Here is a 20,818-nt window from a genome sequence, read left to right on the forward strand (position 1 = left end):
AAAACCTTTTGAAATTTCAAGGAACTACCGATATGTCTACTCATACCGACACCCCCGTCAAGGCTCAGGCTGCCCATCCCGTGCTGGACAACGCAGAGCGCCAACGTTGCGAAATCTGGACCCGCGTGATGGGTTACCACCGCCCGGTTGAGTCGTTCAATATCGGCAAGCAAGGTGAATTCCACGAGCGCCAGTTCTTTGTCGAGCCCAGCCAGGCCGGCCGCGCCCAAGTACGAGCACACGCATGATATCCGACCGTCCGGCCTGCGCCACCGCCCCTGCCACTGCCGAGCGGCCTGTCGTCTGGCCCGGACGGTCGCATCTGCGCCCTGATCGCGTACTCAAGATCGGTGGGCTGACGCCGTTCAGCGCGACCGATTATCCAGGTCACTTGTCTGCCGTGATTTTCGTGCAGGGCTGTCCGTGGCGTTGCCACTATTGCCACAACCCGCACCTGCAGCCGCGCACCCGCCACAGCCCGCTATCGTGGCCCGATCTGCGTGATTGGCTGGAACGGCGGCGCGGCCTGCTGGATGCAGTCGTATTCTGTGGTGGCGAACCGCTGATGGATCCCATGCTGCCCGAAGCCGTGCTCGAAGCCAAGGCCATGGGTTTCAAGATTGCCTTGCACAGCGGGGGTTCGTACCCTGCCCCGCTGCGAAAAATCCTGCCATATCTGGACTGGATAGGTTTGGATATCAAGACCGGTTTCGACGATTACGCCGATATCACCTGCATTCCCAAAAGCGGCGATCCCGTGCGGGACAGTCTGACCCACATGCTGCAAAGTGGTGTCAGCTACGAATGCCGGACCACGATTCATCCAGACCTGCACAACGATGCCGGCATCCTGGCCCTGGCCCGGCAACTGGCTGCCTACGGCGTACAACATTACGCCCTGCAGCGCTTCCGACCTGACGGCTGCGACAACGATGCACTCAAGGCCACCATGTATGCGGGCACGTTCCCATCATCGGATACGCTGGCGGAAATTGCCTGCCTGTTTCCGGATTTTGTAGTGCGTTGATTGAGATAGCGTGAATCAGCGAGATGGTGCCAACGCGGCATCAAGCGTCTCGCGCTCGTCGAAAACAAAGCAGTTGCCCTGGTAGGACTGGCCGCCTGCCAACTCGAAATACTTGAGAATGCCCCCCTCGAGCTGGTAGACATTTTCCATGCCGATTTCCTGCATGTAGATCACTGCCTTTTCGCAGCGGATACCGCCCGTGCAGAAACCGACCACGGTCTTGCCCTCGAACTCGGCCCGGTGTGCCTGCAGGGCCTCGGGGAACTGCGAGAATTTTTCGAGCCGCCAGTCCACGGCCCCTTCGAACGTGCCGGCATCGACCTCGAAATCATTGCGGGTATCGAGCATGACGACCTCGCGACCAGCGTCGTCCTGGCCTGCTGCCAGCCAGCGCGCCAGCGTCGGTGCATCGACCACCGGGGCACGGCCATTTTCAGGACGGATAGAAGGATGATTCATGCGGATGATTTCGCGCTTGATTTTGACCAGCATCTTGCCGAACGGCTGCGTATCCGACCAGCTGTACTTGGGCTCCATATCGGCAAAGCGGGCATCACTGCGCAGCCATGACACGAAAGCATCCAGTGCGTCCTGAGCCCCGGCCAGGAACAGGTTGATGCCTTCCTCGGCCAGCAGGATCGTGCCCTTGAGACCATGCTGGAGAGTATGTTCGAGCAGGGTTTCGCGCAAAGCAGGCAGGTCGCCGAGTGTGATGAATTTATAGGCGGAAATATTGACGACGGAAGACACGGATGCACAGCCGGAAATTGACGATGCCCCATTTTATGCCAGAGGCACCACCACGCCCGCATGCACCGCAGAATTTACCTGACTGCGTCGGCAGCCGGCAGCCAGTCTTCCTGGGGATGGATCATGGCACCGGTGGCAAACGCCAGGTTGGCGGCCATCACCAGGGCCATGCTGTAGGCATCGGCACGCGCCTGGCGGGCTTCGAGCAGGCGGGTCGCCATCTCTGTCGCCAGCGTGATGGTGCCGACCCCTGACTCGAAGGCCGCCAGCGCGGCATCGTAGGCCGTCTGCGCGGTACGCACCAGGTCATCGGCAGCCTGGTGTCCCTGCAACGCAGAGTTCAGCATGGTTTCGGCCGCGACCATCTCGCGCACCGCATCGCGCTGCAGTGTCTGCAGCGTCTCACGCGCAGACTCATGGCGAATCTCGGCCCGCTGCAGTTGGGTACGCCGCAATCCGCCATCATAGAGCGGCAGCGACACCCCCAGCAATACGCCACGCGAAGTCGCCTGCTGGCTCAATGTCGGCAAGCCGCGCACATCGAAACTGGTACGGCTGTGAGAGGCCACGGCCCCCAGATAGACCTTGGGCAGAAACTCAGCCTCGGCTGCGCGTATCCCTGCTTCGGCTGCCTTGGCTGCGGCATACGCGGCAACGACATCCGGGCGCCGTGCGATAGCCATATCCAGCGCCTCCTGGGTCAGGGCACTGTCCGGCCCTGGCAGAAAGCGGACCGGCGGCGCAGCCACCTCAATGCGTGCCGTCGGCGGCAGACCGACCGCCCCCAGCAAGGCCAGGTAGATATTGCGCTCCAGGCCCTCGCTGTTGACCAGGTGGAACTGTGCCTGGGAAACAGCCTGCCTGGCCACGGCCAGCTCGACCGTAGTACCCACGCCGCCACGCAAGCGGTCGGCTGCGGCCGCCTCGACTGCCTTCTGGTTGGCAAGCGCCTCGTGGGCCAGCCGGGTACGACTACGGGCGGCTTCGTACTGGTAATACTGGTCAGTGACATCCCGGATGACCTTCTGGTGGATGCCGTTGAACAGGACATTGGCCGCAAACGAAAGCTGCTCGGCTCCCTCGAGCAGCGCAGCACGCTGCCCGAAGTCAAACAGCAGCCACCCCAGCGCCAGCGATGGCACAGTCCCCTGCACTTTGGTATCGATATCGCTGATACCGGCAATATCGGTCGGCAAAGGCCGTCGGGTGCGCTGATGCCCGGTCAGGACATTGGCAGACAACTGGGGCAGAAACGTCGCCTCGACCAAACCGGTGGCCAGCGCTGCCTCGCGGGCATGATTCCAGGCTTGCCGGGTCTGGGGATTTTCACGCTGGGCCAGATCGATGAGCTGGGCCAGATCGTAGGCCCCCTCCTGCAGGGAGATTGCGGCCTGCCCGGATGCCGGCTGGCTGAGGGCCCGGATATAGGGCACGCCAAAGCCATCGATAGGTGCCTCGCTGACTTGCTGGCTGATGCCGTCGGGCGCGCTACCGCGCCAGGGACGGTCGGAACTGGCAGGGGCGCGATCAAGCGCCTGCCCGGCGCAGCCGGCCAGCAGCAGCGTGACTGGCAGGAGTTTGTATATCGTCATCATGCAGGGCTCATTGTCAGTGTCTGCCTGAACCCGGCCAGCTTTGCCATGGCATCCTCCCGGGATGCGGCACTGGCCGTCTGGGGCTGCCGGGCAGGAAAAGCCTGCGCGACATAGGTCTGTTCCAAATCGTCTGCCACTGCATGCAGACGCTGCAGGCGCTCACGACCGGGATGCACACTGGCGGGCTCGAAATGGGACATGACCAGTTGTTCGCGCGCGGCGGCAATCTGGGCCAGGGCACTGTCGGCATAGGCACGCAATCTCCAAGGACCATTGTCCACATCACTGCAGCGCAATGCCGTCGCCTCGATCACGGCAGCCAGTTTGCGCTCTGCCAGCCGGGCTGCACTCACCGGCCAGACGCGGGTAAACAGGACATACATCACCACATTGCCCAGCAGGATACCAATCGTTCTGTCCATGGCGACCGACAGCTCGACCTTTGGTCCAAATCCCTGCAGGACCGTCAGCAAAAACGCCAATCCCACCTGCACGCCGGCATAGGCGATGCGCTCCGAACCGCTCGACACCCAGGCAGCGCACAGGATGCCGACGAACACCAGCAGCATCAGTTCGCCAATCGAGGTCATCTGCGGCATCAGCAACAGAATGGACAGTACGCCCATCAACGCCCCGATCAGGCAGCCGATGATGCGCAGGGTCAGCTTGTGCACCGTTTCTCCGGTCGAGCCCAGGGCCACGATATAGCAGGTGATCATGGCCGTATGGATATCCTGCCACTGCAATGCGGTATAGACCAGATAGCAGAAAATGGCTCCAAAGGTCGTTTTCAGGGCAAAGCGGGTGTATTCCGGATTGGTCAGCGCATCGGCAAAGAAAAAGCCTGCAGACGGCTCTTTCACTTTGTGCTGTTCCGCCCCCGGCATCACCGGAAAGGCGGCCAGCATGCCAGCCAGAGCCCCGGCCGGATCGGTCGCCGCCGCGGTGTCTTCGACCTGCTGCGCTGCCAGGGTGCGCACATCACCTGCCTGTACTGCCGCAGCCAGCATCCGGCAACGCTCACTCTGGCTTAACCGCCAGGCCTCGGCAGCCGCATCGGAAGGCAATGCGGCGGCAGCCACCATCAAGGCATAGGTACTCTTGATCGCATCGGCCAGCAGGCGTATTTCCTGGCCCGAGGAAAGGTGGAACAACTGGACAAACAGCATGGCCTTGCCGATCGACTCATTGCCTTCCCGGATGCGCTCCAGCAGGCGCGGCCGGGCCGCTTCGTCCTGGGCACCAGATGTCGGCACAGGCGGGTCGGTATCCGCTCCTGCCTGCAGCACCGCCGCCACGATGCACAGCCGCTCGGCTATTTCAGTCCGCACGAGCCTCAGCGGCGACCGGCCAAAGGCCGCGCAAAAGGCCACCAGCGTTGCCATGGGCACCAGTGCCATCAGCCATGCATACAGCAATGCCCGCGTTGCCACCTCGCCCAGAGGCACCATGCCCAGCAAAGACATGATGAAGCCCATGACCAGTGCGATGATGTTGCCGACCGGCCCGAGCGGGCTGGCGGCCCCCAGGTACAGAAAGAGAAAGGAACTGAGCGCGAGCACCACCATGTGCATCATCGGGCTGTCGATGGTCCAGCGCATCAGGATGAACATAATGCCGACCACGATGGAGACCAGTACACAGATCCCCAGCCCCATCAGCATGCTTTCGCCGGTGTTCGGCTTCATCACGAACAGGATCAGGTAGCAGCCGATCGCCACTAGTGGCAACTGGTAGATCATGAAGATTGACGATGCCAGCATGCAGATGGCCGCGACTCGCCAGGCCGTGGCCAGCCGGCCGTCGAACGGTGCCAGCTCTTTCTTGAGGATCTCCCAAATTACGTGCGGCACCGTGCGACCTCAGCAATCCACGCCGGGTCGTACCGCCACCGTGGCCGAAGCCCCCATGCGCATCAGGTCCTCGGGCGGATCCTGCAGCAGGATGCGCACCGGAAAGCGCTGCGCGACCCGTACCCAGTTGAGGGATTTCTGCACATAGGGCAAGGCACGCGGCAGGGAAATCATGTCTTCGTTGTTGACGCCCCAGCCGATGCTGTCAACTCGCCCCTCAATGCGACGGGTCGGATCGATCATGGTGTAGACCACAGCACAATTGCCCCCGCGAATGGCCAGCAGGTCGGTCTCGCGAAAAAATGCCGTGGCATACCAGCGCTCGGAATTGATCAAGGTAAAGAGGGATTGCCCGGGTGCCAGACGCTCGCCGGGCGACACCAGCAGCCCCACCACCAAGCCATCGTTGAGGGCATGTACCTCGGTATCGGCCAGCGCCTTGCGAGCCAGGCCCAGCGTGGCCTGAGCCTGCGTCACGGCGGCCTCGGCCGCCTCCATCTCACCGACCAGTTCACGGGCAGCCTCGGCCTGCGACAATGCCTGCGTCAGACTGATGCGGGCATCGCGTTCGGCCGTCGCGGCCGTGTCCAGTTGCTGTTGCGGTACATAACCCTTGGCGGCCAGAGGCTGCAAACGACGCAAGGTTCGTTCGGCCAGTTCCAGGTTGGTGCGGGCCCGCGTGATCTGTTCATCGGCAATTGCCGCATTGGCCGCCTCGGCGCGAATCTGGCGGCCTCGCGTGGACAACACGGCCTGCGCCATTTCCAGACCGGCCTCAGCCTGCTGCAACTGCAGTTCATAAACCGTCGGATCCAGCCTGAACAGCAGATCGCCACGCTTGACGCGCGCGCCCTCCTCGACTGCGAGTTCGATCAACTGCCCGGGCACGGCCGCGCTGATATGCACGATATTGGCCTGCAAAGCTGCATCCTCGGACAATGGATTGAGTTCGTCATGCCGCAGGTAGGCAATGGCGGCGATCAGGGTAATACCGATTAACAGGACCGCAACGGCAATGGCTGCAGGACGCTTGGAAGATCGCTGGGCGGAAGTCGTCATGTGGGGTCAACGGGGAGAATAGGCATAGGCAAAGGCCATGGCGAACAGCACAGTCAGGCAAACATAGACCAGCAGCCTCAGCGGCAACTGGTCATCGATGCCAGTCCGTATCAGCACCCAGCGCACCAGGAAAGTCAGGGGAATTCCCAACGCCGTTCCCACCAGCCAGGCCGGGAAATACGAGCCGAACAACAGGAATTCTCCGGCGCGCGGGGTACCGCAGCCCGTCAGCAAAAATGCGGTCATGACCGCCATCAAAGCACTGCGCACATGCATGCGGTATTCACCTTTTTGCAGATATCGGAAGCCTTCTCATATTATGACCTGAATTTTCAGGTAATTTCCGTTCAGGCCCTTATCGTTTCAGGCTCTATCACGCCAGCGCAGCCGACACCGTATCGATATCCTTGTCGCCCCGCCCCGACAGATTCACCAGGATGACCTGGTCCCGGCGCATCGTCGGTGCCAGCGCCAGGGCATGGGCCACGGCATGACTGGACTCCAGCGCCGGGATAATCCCTTCGACGCGGCACAGGCGCTGAAAGGCCTCCAGTGCGGCCTCGTCGGTTGCCCCGGCATATTCGGCGCGCCCCGTTTCATGCAGCCAGGCATGCTCAGGACCGACACCGGGATAATCCAGCCCTGCGCTGATGCTGTGCGTCTCGACGACCTGCCCATGTGCATCCTGCAGCACCATGGTGCGATTGCCATGCAGTACACCAGGACTGCCGCGTAGGATGGACGCAGCATGCCGGCCACTGTCGAGGCCCTGTCCGGCAGCCTCGACTCCCACCAGGCGGACATCCGGTAGGTCGATATAGGGATGGAAAATACCCATCGCATTGCTGCCGCCGCCCACGCAGGCCACCACGACATCGGGCTGGCGTCGGCCCATGCCCAGCTCCGCCAGCAACGACGGCATCTGCGTCAGGCATTCGCGGCCGATCACGCTCTGGAAGTCGCGCACCATCATCGGATAGGGATGCATGCCGGCAACAGTGCCGATCAGGTAGAAAGTATTGTCGACATTCGTCACCCAGTCACGCATGGCTTCGTTCATGGCGTCCTTGAGCGTGCGGCTGCCGGAATCGACCGCCCGCACGGTGGCCCCCAGCAGGTGCATGCGCTCGACATTGGGCCGCTGTCTGCGCACATCCTCGCTGCCCATATAGACCACGCACTCCAGCCCATAGCGTGCGCAGATGGTGGCCGTGGCGACGCCGTGCTGGCCTGCCCCCGTTTCGGCAATGATGCGCGGCTTGCCCATGCGCCTGGCCAGCATCGCCTGTCCGATCACATTGTTGATCTTGTGCGCACCGGTATGGTTCAAGTCCTCGCGCTTGAGGAAAATCTGCGCGCCCCCGGCCTGCTCGCTCAGCCGTCGTGCATGGTAGATCGGCGTCGGGCGACCGACATAGTGAGCCAGCTCATACTCGAATTCGGCACGGAAAGCTGGATCGTCACGATAGCGCAGATAAGCCTCGCGCAACTGCGCAACGGCCGGAGCCAGGGTTTCACCGATAAAGCTGCCGCCATAGCGACCGAAATGGCCAGCCTCGTCTGGCAGGCAGGAAACAGGATTGGAACAGACATGATTCATGATGGGACTTTCCATAGCGTTCATCCTCCGCGCACCGGCGGGTGGAAAACTGATGCAGATACGTCCGGCACGCGACAGAAGGCTGGCCCACACATACCGTGCAGGTCATCGTCATTGCATGCAGGACAGCAGAGATCGGTGGTCAGCGAGAACCACCCGGGCCGCTCAAGGGCGCAGGAAAAACGGCCAGCGCTCGCGCTTGCCGATGCGTACCCACCACGAGAGTCGCGGCGAGAGATGACGTTTGTTGGTGGCAGTGACCAATGCGATATCTGTCAGGAAAGAGTGACCTGTCCAGATTAATACAAAACCGCACGCTTGAGAACCGGGTAACGACCTTCTTGGCCCGAAGCGCATCTGCCGCTATGATGCCCGCCACACATTCCTCGCCGCCAGAGGCAGCCGACATGCAAGAAACCGAACTCGACGATGGCACGGCAGACCGTTTTCTGCTGGACACGCCAGGCACCTGCCTGCTGGTCTTTTACAGTCGCACCTGCGGCAACTGCCAGCTTGCCCGCGAACAACTGCCGCAGATGAACCTGCCGGTAGACTGGCTGTGCTGGATCGATGCCGGTGACAATGGCGGCCTGGTGCAGCGCTACGAGGTTTTCCACCTGCCCAGCATGTTCATGGCCCGCGACGGCGTGTTCTACGGGCCGGTCGACGCACGGCTGGAGTCATGGGATATCCGCCGCCAGCTTGCGCTGGCGGAGAGCAATTACCCTGCCGAACTGCCCTGACCTGCCTCACGCCATGCATGGCCAGGAAAGCCGGCAATGCGCTGTCGGGCAGCGGCGCACTGAAAAAATAGCCTTGGTAGCATTCGCACCCGTGCTTGAGCACGAAATCCAGGTGCGCCTCGTTTTCTACCCCTTCGGCCACCACCGTCAGGCCGAGATCCCGGCCCAGCTGAAAAATGCTGTGCACGATGGCTCCCCCGGTCCGACTCAGGGTGGCATCCAGGATGAACGAACGATCTATCTTGATCTGCTCGAGCGGCAAGCGCTTGAGATACGAAAGCGATGAATAACCCGTGCCGAAATCATCCAGAGCAAAACCGATACCCAGTTGCCGCAGGGACTCCATCTTGGCAATGGTGCCCTTGATATCCTCCACCATCAGGCTTTCGGTCAGTTCCAGTTTCAGGCGCGAGGGATCGGCCCCAGTCCGCAGCAGCGTCTCCTGCACCTGCTCGACAAACCTGGGATGGCGGAATTCGCGGGCACTGATATTGACCGACATGGTCAACCGCGCCGTTTCTGGGGAGCCCGCCCACGCCGCCAGGCGCTCGCAAGCCCGCAGCAGGATCCACTGCCCCAACTGCACGATCAGTCCGGTCTCTTCCGCCACGGGTATGAATTGCAGCGGCGACACCAGGCCCATGCGGGCATGCCGCCAGCGCACCAGCGCCTCGACACCGGTCACCTGCCCCAGGCTGTCCGACTGGGGTTGATAATAGAGTGCGAAGTCCTCCTGCGCGAGCGCCTGGCGCAGATCCATTTCGAGCAAGGCGCGCGCCATCATGTCAGCCTGCATGCGGCGGTCGAAAAAGCACACGCCATTGCGCCCTGCCGCCTTGGCCTGGTACATCGCCATATCGGCCTGCTTCATCAGTTCACCGACCGTTTCGCCCCCGCCCAGGAATGCCGCCACCCCAATGCTGGAGCTGTTCTCGTAGGTATAACCATCGATATGGTAGGGCGCGCTCAAGGCCGACAGGATATTGCGTGCCACGCGCCGGGCCTGGCGGTTGAGCTGGGCCGGCACGGTACCCAACCCTTCCAGAAGCACGACGAACTCATCCCCGCCCAGACGCCCGACCATATCACCACTGCGCACGCACTGACGCAGCCGGCGGGCCGCCTGCGCCAGCAATTGGTCGCCCTTGTCATGACCCAGCGTATCGTTGATTGTCTTGAAATTGTCCAGGTCGATGAACAGCAGTGCGCCCGCCCCCTGCTCGTGTCGCGCCCGGTTCAGTGCCTGCTCCAGCATATCCATCAGATGCTTGCGGTTGGGCAGGCCGGTCAGTGCATCATGCAGGGCGATCTGGCGGATTTCCCTCAATGCCTCCTGACGCTGCATCTCGCTGGCCGCACTGGCGGCAAATATCTGCAGGATCGATACGATGAAGTCATGCTGCTTGGGCTGGTGATCGAGCATGGCATAGAGCACCCCCATGGCAGCCCCGGAGGCATCCTCGACACGGTAGGCCACGCAGGCCTGGGCATGGCACTGTCCCAGCATTGTCCCGGCAGGCAGGTCATGCCCCGCCATCATCCAGCGTACACGACATGCGCCGCTGCCACATGCGGTGCGCTCCGGCTGCCATTCGAAATCGGGGCAGGCCTGTCCCTCGACGATCGCAGCCACGGTACGCAAACCACCCTGCGGCAGGCAACGTGCCAGGCAACCCGCCTTTGCCCCCAGCACCTCCAGCATGTGCCGCACCATCTGCTCGAAGAAGGCACTGCCGGAATGCGAAGACACCGCTGCCGCCACCTGCAGCATGGCTGACTGGATATGCCGCTGCTCTTCAAGCGCACGCATGCGTCCCATACCGAATGCCAGATCATCCATCAGCGTCTGCAACAGACGCCGCTCATCCTCGCCCGCCTGGACAGGATCGGCAGAATACAGTCCCAGCATACCGATCACACGATCATCCTCGCACAGCGGCAGGCAGATCGCGCTGGCCAGGCCAAAGCGGCGGGCACGCTCCGGCCAGGCGATGTCCGTCTGCCTGGCCAGGTCATCGGCCACACCAATCTCGCCGGCCGTCATCACCCCATGCGCCAACACCGAATGGCCGGCCATGCCTTCCCCCCAGGAAAACACCGCATCCTCGAGATAGCGTGTATCGCCTGCGGACGCTACCGGTTCCAGCCACCGGTCTTGTCCGGGACTGGCCAGGCCAACCCAGGCCAGCCGATAGCCACCCACCTGCACGGCCAGCGCACACACCTGCCGAAACATGTCGGTCCTGGACTCGACCCTGACCAGGGCTTCGTTGCAGGCACTCAGCAAACGCTGGACGCCACTGACACGCAGTATCTCGCGGCCGGCCCGGATCTGGCGCGTAATGTCACGCAACGACAGCAGCCGGACACGCCGTCCGGCCCGCTCGAACTGGCTGCCGCTCACCTCGACATCGATGAGCGCCCCATCGGCGCGACAGTGCCGCTGGCGCAGACTCTCGGTATCGGCCGCCTTGGGTGTCACGGGGGGCTCGCCGCCATACAGCGCCTGCCCGATATCCTGTCCAGGCCAGAGGTCATGCAAGGTCAGCGTCAGGAAATCCGAACGCGTATAGCCATAAAGGTCCAGAGCAGCCTGATTGGCCTCCAGCAGCCTCAGGGAATCCTGATCATGAACCAGCATGGGAATAGGATTGCGTTCGAAGAAAAGCCTGAACCCGGTCTCGTCCGGAATGCCAGCCGTGACCGATGACGCTGCGTACGGCTGCGCGTCGGGCAAAGGATCACTCATGGGGCAAGGTTGAAAAAGCAACAGAATATTGAAATTTATTGCCTTTCAACAAAAATAACAAGCATTCCCATATCAAGAATGGGGGTAGCAGCCGGCTCAGATCCGGCAAGGCACCTCGCGCCATTGCCCCGGCAACAGGCCATCGAGCGCCCACGGGCCAATGCGTACCCGTACCAGCCGCAGCGTGGGCAAGCCGACCGATGCCGTCATCCGTCGTACCTGCCTATTACGACCTTCGGTGATCGACAGTTCCAGCCAGGCAGTCGGAATATGCTGGCGGAAACGGATAGGGGGATCGCGCAGCCACAGTGTCGGCGCATCCAGCAAGCGAACGCGGGCCGACCGCGTCGGACCGTCCTTGAGCACCACGCCATCACGCAATTGCTGCAGTTGCGCTTCGGTCGGCCATCCTTCGACCTGGGCCCAGTAGGTCTTCTCCATCTTGTGGCGCGGATCAGCAATGCGTGCCTGCAGGCGGCCCTCATTGGTGAGCAGCAGCAGCCCTTCGCTGTCCCGGTCAAGCCGCCCGGCGGGATAGACCCCCGACACGGGCACGAAATCCTTGAGCGTGGGTCGCCCCTGATCATCGCTGAACTGCGTCAGGACATCGTACGGCTTGTTCAGCAGGATCAGACGCGACGGTGCTGCCTCCGTGCGCCGCACCTGCGGAACAGCAGAAGCAACGGGCGAACGGGAACGCGCGAGGCGTGGGCGGCGGGGCTCAACCATGGAGAAACCGGAACATGACAGGACGACCTGCAGTGTACCCGGCAGCAAGCGTTCCGGGGCAAGGCTACAACAGGTTGCTGCTTCGCCTGCAAAGCAAGGATTCCAGAAAAAACGCTCTAGCTACAGTCATCCACGAAGACATGCCGTTGCCCACGCGAGCAGCTTTCGATGCGCGCCTCGATACCGTAGACCCGGGCCAGCCGTTCGGGGGTCAGCACCACATCAGGGTGTCCGCATACGCTGTGCTGCCGGTTTTCCAGCACCAGTACGCATTCGGCAAACCGCATGACCTGGTTCAGGTCGTGCAGGGAGGCCACGCACACCATGCCACGGGCTGTGACCACCTGACGGATCAGCTTGAAAAACTGCATCTGTCGGCGCAGGTCCAGTGCACTGGTGGGTTCGTCCAGCAGCAGGATCTGCGGCTGGCGCACCAGCACCTGTGCCAAGCCGGCCAGTTGCCGCTGACCGCCGCTCAATTCGGCCATGGTACGAAAGCCGAGTTCGGCAATCCCCAGCATCGCCAGAACGGACTCGATTTCATCATGTTCATGACTGCTGACCCGCCAGCCCCGGCTCTGGTTCTTGAGTGAAAGAATCATTGACTCATAGACCGTCAGGCGTGCCTCCGGCGTCGTATCCTGCGGCATGTAGCAGATCCGGGCCGCCTCGACCGGCCGGCCATCATGCTCGGCCACGACACACCCCGGCCCGTCAAGCTGGCCGGCCAGGCGCCTAAGCAGCGTGGACTTGCCCGCACCATTGGCACCAACCAGCGCCACCAGGGAACCACCCTGCAACGCAGGCGTGGAGATCCCCTCCAGAATGGTCTGCCGGCCATAGGCAGCTCCGACCCGATCCAGTGTCAGCGTCACCATGCCTGTCTCTTCCTGTCCATGATCAGTGCAATGAAAAACGGAATGCCGATCAGGGTCGTGATCACCCCGATCGGGAAAATCGCGCCGGGCAGGATCATCCGGCTAAGCAGCGAACTCAGCGACAGGATCAGGCCACCACACAGCATGGCAACCGGCATGAAAAATCGCTGGTCCTCGCCCACGGTCAGTCGTGCCAGATGCGGCGCGATCAAACCGATGAAACCGATGGTGCCGATCGCCGCCACGGAGCAGGCTGCCAGCAGGCTGACCATGACCAGCACGTACAGCCGCAGGCGGGCGACTTTCACCCCCAGGCTGGCAGCCCGCTGGTCACCCAGCCGCAAAGCCGTCAGTTTCCAGGCATGACAGGCAAAGAACGGGACCGCTATCGCCAGCGACAACAACACGATCCCCAGCTTGGGCCAGGTACTCTTGGTCAGGCTGCCGAGCGACCAGAACACCACGGCAGCCACCGCCTGATCCGAAGAAAAGAACTGCACGATCGCCAGCAATGCATTGAAAATGAACACCATGGCCAGCCCGAAAAGAATGATCGTTTCCCGGGTCACATGCCGCCGCACGCTGAGCAGGTGGATGACACCCGCAGAAAGCATGGCCATCACAAAGGCGTTGGCGGGTACCACCTGCGCCGTCACGAACGGAACCAGGCTGATCCCGGCGGCAATCCCCAGCGAAGCGCCAAAGCTGGCCGCAGCAGAGATCCCCAGCGTGAAGGGGCTCGCCATCGGGTTGTCGAGTATGGTCTGCATCTGCGCGCCGGCCAGCGCCAGCGCCGCACCACACAGCACGGCCATCAGCGCCATCGGCAAGCGCATGTCCCACACCACGACCCTGACAGTTCGCTCCACGCTGTTCGGCGACAGAATCGCCTGCAACACCTCGGTCAGCGACAACTGCGTCGGCCCATAGCCGATGTCGGCCACCAGGCTCAGGCACAGTGCCGCCAGCAAGGCCAGCACGACCCCAACCTTGAAATGAACCCGGCGGCCATAGGTATGACGCCCGCCCGCCTGCGACCTGCCAAGGGACGAATCAGCGTGCATGGTCATGTTCTCCCTCCAGCGCGGCAAAATAGCCCGGCGCATAGGGCACGGGCAGAAAACGCGCGTGCAGCGTCCTGAATGTCTCGTCCACATCCAGATCCTCGAACAGCGCCGGATGCAGCCATTTGGCCAATTGTTGTACGGCGACGAAGTCGTAGGGACTGTTGTAGAACTGGTGCCAGATGGCATAGAACCTGCGCTGCGCAACAGCGGGCGAGCCGCTGTAGGCGGATTTGTCCAGATAACGTGCCAAAGCCTGCCGAGCTCGCACCGCGTCCGCGCCGGGCCCAACCGGGATCCAGTCGCCATCGGGGCGGAAAGCACTCCAATCAGCACTGGTCACCAGCACGACGTCCGGGGACATGGCCAGTACCTGCTCGGGACTGAGCTGTCCGAAGGTGCCCGGCAGTACCTCTGCCGCCAGATTGTGCCCCCCTGCCATTTCCACATAATGGCCCATGTTCTCATCGCCAAAGCTGTAGCAGCACTCTTCGGCGAACCCTCCCATTCTTTCGATGAACACACGGGGCTGCGGCACGTCTGCCTGTGCGAGGCGCTCGGTAACACGCGCACGTTCACGGGCACGGAATGCGATGAAATCCTCCGTGCGCGCACGCTGCCCCAGGATGTCGCCAAACAGCCGCAGCGAAGGCTCTGTGTTGCGCTCGGGATGATGGCGAAAATCCACATACACGACCGGGATACCGAGGCTGTCCAGCGTTTCCAGATAGCGGGCATCATCGGCAATGCGCGCTGTCTCCATGTTGAGGAACAGTACATCGGGCCTGAGTGCCACCGCTCGCTCGAGATTGAATGAAGCATCGGCCAGCCGTCCCAATACCGGGATCTCTCGAATCTCTGGAAACACCTTGAGGTACTGCGCATAGGTCGCCGGATCGGCCTGCTCCAGATCGCCGCCCCACCCCACGATGCGCCCAAAAGGATGTGCGTCCTCAAGCATGGCCACAGCATAGGCCTGACGCGCTTCCTCCAAGATGATGCGCCGCACCGGTAGCTTGATCTCCACCTGTCGTCCCAGCACATCGGTCACGACGATACGGCCTTCGTGCCCCGTGCCGGCCTCGACTGCCGACGCCTGAGCGACAGATGCCGGCGCAGCCTGCGCGGCTCCCCACCCTATCGCCCACAGCAGCCCCATACCTGCCAGCAGGCGTCCCCAGTTGCTGCCTGTCCATTCATGCATCATCTTTTCCTCCGTCCATCACGAACCTGATGCCGCAGGCGGACGCACCTGCTGCAGCACCCACCATGCGACCAGATAGGCCGCCGCCACGTAAAAGTAGATATGGGCCAGTTCACCGGCATACAGCAAGCCTGCTCCGCAGGCGACACCGACCACAGAACAACACTGGGATACACTCTGGAGCCGTCCCAGCACCGCCCCCTGCCGAACGGCCGGCGTATGTCGGGACACCAGACCTGTCAGTATCGGCGTCGTGGCCGCCAGCAGCACGCCCAATATGAACTGGCCGGCAAAAAACCATCCCGGCACCCTGGCAGCCCCCAGCACGCAGCCAACCAGCGCCAGCCCCCAGGCCAGCCATCGCTGAACACGCATGACGCCGACGGCCTGCTGCCCCTCGAAATGACGTGCCCAGGCTCCCGCTCCTGCGCAGAAACCCAATGCGACCAGTCCGTAAGAGAGCCCTGTCTGCCAGGGCGCAAACTGCAATACCTGCTCGGCATACAGGGACAGCGGCAGTTGCAGGATCATTCTGGCGGCCAGCAGCAAACCCAGAGCCAGGATCGTGGTACGCAACCAGCCTGGCACACCCTCACCCTGACGGCCTGCCAAATCTGCTGATGCGTGTCCGGAAGCCCGTACAGCCAACCGTGTAGAGGCCGGCAGGCGTGCACGCCCCTGCAGCGGCGGCAGGCTCACGGCCACGGCCAGCGCACAGGACGTACAGGCCAGTGCCGCCAGCATATTCAGCCAGAAGAACGGTGCCACGCCGAGCAGCGCACCACCCGCCAACGCGCCCAGGAACGACCCGACATTGGTCGCGATCTGCAGTCTGGCAAACAGCCGATAGCGCTGCCTGCGGCGTGTCAATGCCGCACAATAGGCCTGGGCTGGCGCAATGAAACCGGCCAGTGCGCCCTGCAGGAAGCGCAGCACGAGCACTTCGACCGCCCCGCTGCTGAAAGCCAGCGCCAATTGCGTCAGCGCCAGCCCGATCAGTGCGCGGATCATCATCCAGCGATGCCCGACCCGATCCCCCATGCGTCCCCACCAGATGCTGGTCAGTGCCACACCAAGCATCGGCAGGATGTAGACCCCCGCGCCCGCCAGAGACAGCAGCGCACGATCATGCACCAGCCCCTGCAGATACAGGGGCCAGAATGGGTTGCTCATTTCCATGGCACCCATGGAGATGAACTGGATCACGATAATCCGCCGCGTCAGCGCGGAAGCTGCCCTCACGATTCGGTCAGAAATCCACCGTAGCAGACAATACAAAAGTCCTGGGTGTCGCAGGCGACGCCGCGCCCCACGATGTCACGCCTGCCCAGTAGGCCCGGTCGGCGACATTCTGCACCGTTGCACGGAAAGTCGTGGTGTGACCTGCAATTCTGGTCACATAGCGGGCACCGAGGTCGAACCGGGTCCACGCCGGGATCTCCGCACTGTTGGCCTGATTGACGTACTGCCGCCCCGTATGGACCAGATCACCGGTCAGCGTCAGACGCGGCACGACAGGCACATCCCACTCGACACCCAGGTTGGCCATCAGTCGCGGCACACCGATGGGACGATTGCCCACCAGCGCCGGATTGCCCGAACTGGTCATCTTGGATTGCAGCAGCGTGACGCCACCCAGCACCCGCAGGCCCGGCCGAACCTCACCATAGCCATACAGCTCCAGTCCGCGGTTGCGCTGCTCGCCGTTGACAGAAAACACCCCCTGGTTCAGGCCCCCGCTGGGCTTCTCGATCTGGAACAGCGACAGGCTGGCAAACATGTCGCCAAAATCGTATTTCGTACCGATTTCGTATTGCTTGCTCTTGTACGGCGCCATGACTTCGCCGTAGTTGCTGGCAGCCGGCGGCGCAATCTCACCCTTGCTCAGCCCCTCGATATAGTTGGCATAGAGGGACCAGTTGCGCGACGGATTGACCACGATGCCCACGGCAGGTGTCGTGACGCTCTCGTCATAGACGCTGGAGCCGCCACCGCTGAGCACGTTGTAGTTGGTGGACTTGATCTTCTGGCGGCGCACCCCGAGCGACAGTTGCAGGGTATCGTCGAACAGGGTCATCGTATCGACCAAGGCCAGGCTGGTATTGCGGTTGTCATGGATGCGCGGCACCTCGGATGGCCGCGCAATATTCTGTTCGGGGTAGTAGACAGGATCATAGATATTGGACTGCACCGCCGTACCGGGGTTGAGTGCACGATCAAACACTTCACGGTAAGCACTTGCCTGCAGGGTCACGGAATGCTTGACCGACCCCGTCTCGAAGCGGGCGCGCAGGCCTCCGTCGAAAGTACGACGATCAACTTCGAAGATTGCGTACGTCGGCGTGATCAGGGTATCACCGGAGGCACTGATCAGACGTGGCGCGGAGTCATACACGCGCGAGACCTTGGCACCGGAAGTACCGACGTTGGCAAACACCGACAGGGAATCCGTCACGTCGAACTCGGTGCGCAGCAATGCGGCACGCTCGCGGTTGCGCGACCACTCCCAGGGCTGGGTGACATTGATCTTGCCATCCGGCGCATCGGGCATGTCGAAATTGCCTGCCAGCATGATGGGGCGGCCAGTGGCATCGATCCGTTCGTTCTGCGACAGCAGATCCAGCGTGGCCCGGAAACGGGTACCGGCATAGTCCAGTGCCAGTGCGCCGACATTGCCTTCGACCGACTGGTGCTTCATCGTGGTATCACCACCGTAGTAACTGCCATTGAGGCGGATACCGAACTCCTCGTCCTCGCCAAAACGCCGGCCCACATCCAGGTGCCCCTTGAACTGGCTGTCGGAAGTGTAGGTCGTGGTCAGGCTGGCGCTGTCCTCGAGCGCCCGCTTGGGCGCAATGTTGATGACCCCGCCAACCGAGCCGTTGGGCGACATGCCGAACAGCAGCGCCCCCGGTCCCTTGACGACTTCGATGCGCTCCACATATTCGGTCCTGACGCGGTAGTTGGGTGCCACGCCATAGATACCATCGAAAGCGATCTCGCCCGAATTGCCCTCCCAGATCGGAAAGCCGCGGATATACAGATTGTCGACATTACCGCCCGGCAGCACCGTATAGCGCACCGAGGGATCGCGATTGACCGCCTCGGCGATCGTATTGGCCTGCAGGTTGCCGATGGCCTCTGCGGTATAGCTGGTCGTGCTGAACGGGGCCTTCATGTTCGAAGTATTGCCCAGCACCCCCAGACGCACGCCTTGCGCCACCTGGCCGCCTGCATACGGTAGTGGCAGCAGATCCAGCGACTGGTCAGCCGCCGTCACCGAAATCGTCGAAAGCGTTTCCACGCCGGGAGCCTGTGGCAGGCGACGCAGACCATAGCCATCGCCACGCTGCACCAGATCGAAGCCGGTACCGTCCAGAATCTGTTCGAAACCCTGTCGGGGCGTGACCCTACCACGCACACCCCGGCTCTGTACTCCGGCCACTTGGGCCGGATCGAACGACAGGGCCACACCTGCCTGCGCAGCAAAACGCGACAGCACATCCGCCAGCGAACCTGCAGCGATATCCACGGTCTGCGCAGCAGACGCAGCTTCAGTTGTCTGTGCCGAGGCCTGCTGCGGCATGGCAGACAGCAACAACATGCCAACCAGGGCAGCCTGAACGGCGCAGGCCAAGGGCTGCCGACGCGCAGGCAGAGTGCCGGGCACGCTACGACGGCCCGGCAGCGCATGAGACGCAAGGAAAAATGACGACATGGTGCTACCTTTTCTCCGGTTTCGTGCGATGCAATCATCGCTTCATGAGCTATACCGAACGAAATGAAAAAAGGTATCAGTGCGTTATGCAATTATGATCAAAAAATGACTGCGCATGCTGCAACATCCGCAGGGCATGCAGCGGCCAGCCCAGTCAGGTCTGGGCTGCCGGCACCACCCTGATCCAATAGCGCGTCATGCGCACGATCCGAACCGGCAGTGTCTGGGCCAGCAGATTGAGGCTGCGGTCACTGTCCAATACGGGAAAGGCTCCTGACACACGTAACTGCGCCAGCGCCGGATCGCAGCGGATCACACCGGGACGGTAACGTGCCAGCTCCCCCAGCAGCGTCTCAAGCGGCATGTCCTGTGCCAGCAGCATGCCCCGCGTCCAGGCGGGACGGTCATTGCCGGATGCCATCGGCTCCCGTGACCAGACCACAGGGTTGCCATCGGCCTGCCCGCGCCAGCCCGCCTCGATCCGCAACCCGGCTGCCTCTCCTGCCACATTGGAGACACTGACCGCCCCCTCGTAGACGGCCACCCGGCAACCCCGGCCCGTCAGAGCCACATCGAAACAGGTCCCCAGCGCACGGATCTCGCCATAGGCAGTCCGCACCACGAACGGTCGTGTCGCCGTGCCATGATCTGATGCGGTCGTCACCAGTATCTCGCCCCGCAACAATTCGAGCGCCCGGATCTCGTCCGTATAGACCACATTGACGGCACTGCCGATATTGAGCAGGACAGTCCCGCCATCGGCCAGCGTATGGGTCAGTTGCTCACCGGTACCGGTCTGGACATCGGCCAATTGTGCGCGTATGCCGTCACGCCCCTGCCAGCCCGCCCAGGCCAGCGGCCCCGTCGCCATCAGCAAAGCCAGCTTGAGTGCGATACGACGCCGTCCCTTGCGATCAAGCCGGCCCAGTGTCTCACCCGCCAGTTCTCCTGGCACGGCTCCCAGCAAGCCCATGATCTGTCCGGCCCGCTGCCATGCCGCCTCATGATGCGGGCTCTGGCTTCGCCAGTGCTCGATGCGGCTGCGATCGCGTGCCGTAGCCTCACCCGACTGCAGCAATACCATCCAGTCGGCAGCCTGTTCGAGCACCTTGCGGTCAGGGACGATGTCGGTCGTGTTGCCTGGCATATTGCCTGGCGCGTTGCGCGGCATGATTCAGCCCACCGACAGGCAGGCCAGAAAGGCCGACCGCATATGACGCTTGACCGTCGGCAGCGACAGGCCTGTTTCGGCCGCGATCCGGGCATAGGTCAGGCCATCGAACTGCGACAGCATGAAGACGCGCCGCGTGCGCGCCGGCAAGGCCTGCAGCATGGCATCGATACGATGCAGCGCCTCCAGCAGCAACGCCTGTGTTTCCGGCGAGGGTGCCACGGCCTCTGGCAACGCAGCCAGGGTGTCCAGCCAGGCCTGCTCGAGATCCTGGCGACGCCAATGATCGATCAGCAGGCCCTTGGCTATGTGCGTCAGAAAGCGTCGACCCTCCTCCGGCATCGCCGGCATGCGGCGCGTGCTGAGCACCCGGACAAAGGTATCGTGCGCCAGGTCTGCCGCCTCGGCGCTGCCGCCCATGCGGCCATGCAACCAGGTGCGCAGCCAGCCGTGGTGGTCGCGATAGAGGCGTTCGAAGGCGGGGAAATCCAGCGGATTGGCGTCGGGTGCAGACATGAGGACAGCGCCGCGAATGAAAAGAGGGAGCTTTGAAGATCAACGTGATTGATTTTTATTATAAATCACTCTTTTCAAAAACAAGAGATGCAGCCCGCTCAGACGATTTCCCTCTCTTGCTCAGATACCCGGTATCACACAGGCAACCACAGGCTGGTGGAT

General features: G+C 62.4%; 18 protein-coding genes. 3 read left to right on the forward strand and 15 right to left on the reverse strand.

Translation table 11 applies throughout. The annotated features are described in order from the left end of the window. Positions 1-32: 32 nt before the first annotated feature. A complete protein-coding gene (gene nrdD, locus DD235_RS09930) occupies positions 33-248 on the forward strand; it encodes an anaerobic ribonucleoside-triphosphate reductase (RefSeq protein WP_109061904.1) in 216 nt (71 codons plus the stop codon). Positions 249-346: 98 nt separating this feature from the next. Next, the gene (locus DD235_RS09935) at positions 347-1,027 is read left to right on the forward strand and encodes an anaerobic ribonucleoside-triphosphate reductase activating protein (protein ID WP_193519583.1); all 681 of its coding nucleotides are present in this window, start codon (positions 347-349) and stop codon (positions 1,025-1,027) included. Between the two features lie 15 nt (positions 1,028-1,042). On the opposite strand, the gene DD235_RS09940 is transcribed toward DD235_RS09935, so the two are convergent. The 6 genes from DD235_RS09940 to trpB all read right to left on the reverse strand — a co-directional run bounded on the left by DD235_RS09940 (position 1,043) and on the right by trpB (position 7,899). Next, positions 1,043-1,777: a sulfurtransferase gene (locus DD235_RS09940; RefSeq protein WP_109061906.1), complete on the reverse strand. Its 735-nt coding sequence runs from the start codon at positions 1,775-1,777 to the stop codon at positions 1,043-1,045. Between the two features lie 74 nt (positions 1,778-1,851). Beyond that, positions 1,852-3,372 (reverse strand): TolC family protein, encoded by a 1,521-nt coding sequence (locus tag DD235_RS09945; protein WP_109061907.1) that lies wholly within the window; start codon positions 3,370-3,372, stop codon positions 1,852-1,854. After that, positions 3,369-5,225 (reverse strand): FUSC family protein, encoded by a 1,857-nt coding sequence (locus DD235_RS09950; RefSeq protein WP_109061908.1) that lies wholly within the window; start codon positions 5,223-5,225, stop codon positions 3,369-3,371. Before DD235_RS09950 ends, DD235_RS09945 begins: the two co-directional genes overlap by 4 nt. Before the next feature lie 9 nt (positions 5,226-5,234). Next, a complete protein-coding gene (gene mdtN / locus DD235_RS09955) occupies positions 5,235-6,284 on the reverse strand; it encodes a multidrug transporter subunit MdtN (RefSeq protein ID WP_109061909.1) in 1,050 nt (349 codons plus the stop codon). Positions 6,285-6,290: 6 nt separating this feature from the next. Beyond that, entirely contained in the window at positions 6,291-6,530 is a 240-nt protein-coding gene (locus DD235_RS09960; RefSeq protein WP_239990102.1) for a YtcA family lipoprotein, read from the reverse strand. Positions 6,531-6,657: 127 nt separating this feature from the next. After that, positions 6,658-7,899 (reverse strand): tryptophan synthase subunit beta, encoded by a 1,242-nt coding sequence (gene trpB, locus DD235_RS09965; protein ID WP_239990103.1) that lies wholly within the window; start codon positions 7,897-7,899, stop codon positions 6,658-6,660. A gap of 392 nt (positions 7,900-8,291) precedes the next feature. Between trpB and DD235_RS09970 the strand changes: the two genes are divergently transcribed. After that, positions 8,292-8,627: a YbbN family protein gene (locus DD235_RS09970; protein WP_109061911.1), complete on the forward strand. Its 336-nt coding sequence runs from the start codon at positions 8,292-8,294 to the stop codon at positions 8,625-8,627. Here the strand turns inward: DD235_RS09970 and DD235_RS09975 are convergent. The 9 genes from DD235_RS09975 to DD235_RS10015 all read right to left on the reverse strand — a co-directional run bounded on the left by DD235_RS09975 (position 8,515) and on the right by DD235_RS10015 (position 20,656). Continuing rightward, positions 8,515-11,376: a sensor domain-containing protein gene (locus DD235_RS09975; RefSeq protein WP_109061912.1), complete on the reverse strand. Its 2,862-nt coding sequence runs from the start codon at positions 11,374-11,376 to the stop codon at positions 8,515-8,517. The two genes, DD235_RS09970 and DD235_RS09975, sit on opposite strands and share 113 nt — an antisense overlap. A 96-nt stretch (positions 11,377-11,472) precedes the next feature. Then, positions 11,473-12,105 (reverse strand): pseudouridine synthase, encoded by a 633-nt coding sequence (locus DD235_RS09980; protein ID WP_109061969.1) that lies wholly within the window; start codon positions 12,103-12,105, stop codon positions 11,473-11,475. Between the two features lie 116 nt (positions 12,106-12,221). Next, positions 12,222-12,983, reverse strand: coding sequence for an ABC transporter ATP-binding protein (locus DD235_RS09985; RefSeq protein WP_109061913.1), 762 nt, complete (start codon positions 12,981-12,983; stop codon positions 12,222-12,224). After that, positions 12,977-14,053: a FecCD family ABC transporter permease gene (locus tag DD235_RS09990; protein WP_239990104.1), complete on the reverse strand. Its 1,077-nt coding sequence runs from the start codon at positions 14,051-14,053 to the stop codon at positions 12,977-12,979. Before DD235_RS09990 ends, DD235_RS09985 begins: the two co-directional genes overlap by 7 nt. After that, complete coding sequence (locus DD235_RS09995; RefSeq protein ID WP_204524223.1) at positions 14,037-15,254, reverse strand: ABC transporter substrate-binding protein; 1,218 nt, start codon at positions 15,252-15,254, stop codon at positions 14,037-14,039. The genes DD235_RS09990 and DD235_RS09995 overlap by 17 nt, the downstream gene beginning before the upstream one ends. A gap of 15 nt (positions 15,255-15,269) precedes the next feature. Beyond that, the gene (locus DD235_RS10000) at positions 15,270-16,493 is read right to left on the reverse strand and encodes an MFS transporter (protein ID WP_204524224.1); all 1,224 of its coding nucleotides are present in this window, start codon (positions 16,491-16,493) and stop codon (positions 15,270-15,272) included. Positions 16,494-16,500: 7 nt separating this feature from the next. Then, positions 16,501-18,969 carry a TonB-dependent siderophore receptor gene (locus tag DD235_RS10005; protein WP_420810457.1) on the reverse strand — a complete coding sequence of 823 codons (2,469 nt, stop codon included), beginning with the start codon at positions 18,967-18,969 and terminating at the stop codon, positions 16,501-16,503. Positions 18,970-19,123: 154 nt separating this feature from the next. Then, complete coding sequence (locus DD235_RS10010) at positions 19,124-20,140, reverse strand: FecR domain-containing protein (protein ID WP_109061914.1); 1,017 nt, start codon at positions 20,138-20,140, stop codon at positions 19,124-19,126. 3 nt (positions 20,141-20,143) lie between these two features. Then, positions 20,144-20,656, reverse strand: a complete 513-nt coding sequence (locus DD235_RS10015; RefSeq protein ID WP_109061915.1) for a sigma-70 family RNA polymerase sigma factor — start codon at positions 20,654-20,656, stop codon at positions 20,144-20,146. Between the last annotated feature and the right edge of the window lie 162 nt (positions 20,657-20,818).

Source organism: Corticimicrobacter populi (genome assembly GCF_003123725.1).
GTDB lineage: Bacteria > Pseudomonadota > Gammaproteobacteria > Burkholderiales > Burkholderiaceae_B > Corticimicrobacter > Corticimicrobacter populi.

Excerpts from the sequence above, each read along its gene's own strand:
- nrdD (WP_109061904.1), top strand. The coding sequence starts at position 33 with ATGTCTACTCATACCGACACCCCCGTCAAGGCTCAGGCTGCCCATCCC.
- DD235_RS09945 (WP_109061907.1), bottom strand. The coding sequence starts at position 3,372 with ATGATGACGATATACAAACTCCTGCCAGTCACGCTGCTGCTGGCCGGC.
- mdtN (WP_109061909.1), bottom strand. The coding sequence starts at position 6,284 with ATGACGACTTCCGCCCAGCGATCTTCCAAGCGTCCTGCAGCCATTGCC.
- DD235_RS09960 (WP_239990102.1), bottom strand. The coding sequence starts at position 6,530 with ATGACCGCATTTTTGCTGACGGGCTGCGGTACCCCGCGCGCCGGAGAA.
- trpB (WP_239990103.1), bottom strand. The coding sequence starts at position 7,899 with ATGGAAAGTCCCATCATGAATCATGTCTGTTCCAATCCTGTTTCCTGC.
- DD235_RS09970 (WP_109061911.1), top strand. The coding sequence starts at position 8,292 with ATGCAAGAAACCGAACTCGACGATGGCACGGCAGACCGTTTTCTGCTG.
- DD235_RS09975 (WP_109061912.1), bottom strand. The coding sequence starts at position 11,376 with ATGAGTGATCCTTTGCCCGACGCGCAGCCGTACGCAGCGTCATCGGTC.
- DD235_RS09980 (WP_109061969.1), bottom strand. The coding sequence starts at position 12,105 with ATGGTTGAGCCCCGCCGCCCACGCCTCGCGCGTTCCCGTTCGCCCGTT.
- DD235_RS09985 (WP_109061913.1), bottom strand. The coding sequence starts at position 12,983 with ATGGTGACGCTGACACTGGATCGGGTCGGAGCTGCCTATGGCCGGCAG.
- DD235_RS09990 (WP_239990104.1), bottom strand. The coding sequence starts at position 14,053 with ATGACCATGCACGCTGATTCGTCCCTTGGCAGGTCGCAGGCGGGCGGG.
- DD235_RS09995 (WP_204524223.1), bottom strand. The coding sequence starts at position 15,254 with ATGATGCATGAATGGACAGGCAGCAACTGGGGACGCCTGCTGGCAGGT.
- DD235_RS10005 (WP_420810457.1), bottom strand. The coding sequence starts at position 18,969 with ATGTCGTCATTTTTCCTTGCGTCTCATGCGCTGCCGGGCCGTCGTAGC.
- DD235_RS10010 (WP_109061914.1), bottom strand. The coding sequence starts at position 20,140 with ATGCCGCGCAACGCGCCAGGCAATATGCCAGGCAACACGACCGACATC.
- DD235_RS10015 (WP_109061915.1), bottom strand. The coding sequence starts at position 20,656 with ATGTCTGCACCCGACGCCAATCCGCTGGATTTCCCCGCCTTCGAACGC.